2 protein-coding genes are annotated in these 1,340 nt (G+C 60.1%); both read left to right on the forward strand.

Features of this window, described 5'->3' with window-relative positions; genetic code table 11:
• A partial coding sequence (locus EOA22_RS33785) for a DUF1345 domain-containing protein (protein ID WP_127390622.1) occupies positions 1-286 on the forward strand: 286 nt, incomplete at its 5' end.
• Between the two features lie 97 nt (positions 287-383).
• Positions 384-1,265 (forward strand): cytochrome b/b6 domain-containing protein, encoded by an 882-nt coding sequence (locus tag EOA22_RS33790; protein ID WP_013531946.1) that lies wholly within the window; start codon positions 384-386, stop codon positions 1,263-1,265.
• Positions 1,266-1,340 lie beyond the last annotated feature (75 nt).

Below are 1,340 nucleotides of genomic sequence, written 5' to 3' on the forward strand. Positions count from 1 at the left end.
CCATTATGCTCATGTCTACTGGATGGATGGCGATGCGATGGATGCCGAGACCAGGAAGAAAATCCCGGTCGGCGGACTGCTGTTTCCGGGCGACAAACGGCCGGAGGGTTGGGACTTCCTCTATTTCTCGACGGTGATCGGCATGACGGCGCAGACCGCCGACACCAACATCTCGACGACGCATATGCGTCGTGTCGTGCTTGTCCACTCGATCCTGTCGTTTTTCTTCAACACGGTCATCGTCGCCGCTGCCGTCAATCTCGCCGTCAGCCTGGGCGGTCCGTAATAAATCCGTGATCGGATGAAACATCGGTTTGGATCGCGACGTATCAGGAGGACAATGAGCGCGCAGGCCATGCCGCGAGGCCGGGAGACGAAACACGATGGAATCCGTTGCCAGAAGCCAATCCGCCGCCGATCCAGGCGCTTCGGCGTCGAACGACAAAACGCTGATTTACCGGCAGTCGCGCTGGACGCGGCTGACGCATTGGCTGTGGGCCATCTCGCTGTTCTTCATGCTGTTGTCCGGCCTGCAGATCTTCAATGCCCGTCCGCAGCTCTATATCGGCAAGCAATCGGGCTTCGATTACAACAACACCATCTTCGCCATCGGCGCCGAGAACTCCGATGCGGGTCCGCGCGGCTACACGGAGATCTTCGGCAAACGCTTCAACACCACTGGGGTGCTCGGCTGGTCGGGTCCGGCCGGCCAGGAGACGTCCCGCGCCTTCCCGTCCTGGGCGACCATCCCGTCCTACTATGATCTCGGCACTGCGCGCGTCATCCATTTCTTCTTTGCCTGGATACTCACCACGACGTTGATCGTCTGGCTGGTCGCCAGCATCGTCAACGGTCACATCCGCCGCGATCTCGCGCCACGCCTCGACGATTTGAAGCGGTTGCCGCAAGACATCGTCGACCACGCCAAGCTCAAATTCCACCACACGCGCGAATACAACACGCTGCAGAAGATGGCCTATGGCGGGGTTCTGTTCGTGCTGCTGCCGCTGATGATCATCACCGGTCTGGCGATGTCGCCAAGCATGAACTCGGTGCTGCCTTTCCTCAACGATCTGCTCGGTGGCCGGCAGACGGCACGCACCATCCATTTCACCGTGATGGTGCTGCTGGTCGCCTTCTTCGTCGTCCATATCCTGATGATCCTGGCCGCCGGCCCGATCAACGAGCTGCGCTCGATCATCACCGGCTGGTACCGCACCGATCCTCCCGCACAGAACGACAATACAGCCGAGAGGAGTGCCTGACATGGCGAAGTTTGAGATCAGCCGCCGCAAATTCCTGACCGCTGCCGGCCTTGGCGCTTCCGGTATCATGCTGTC

This window comes from Mesorhizobium sp. M7A.F.Ca.US.014.04.1.1 (genome assembly GCF_003998745.1).
In the GTDB taxonomy this organism is placed as follows: domain Bacteria; phylum Pseudomonadota; class Alphaproteobacteria; order Rhizobiales; family Rhizobiaceae; genus Mesorhizobium; species Mesorhizobium ciceri.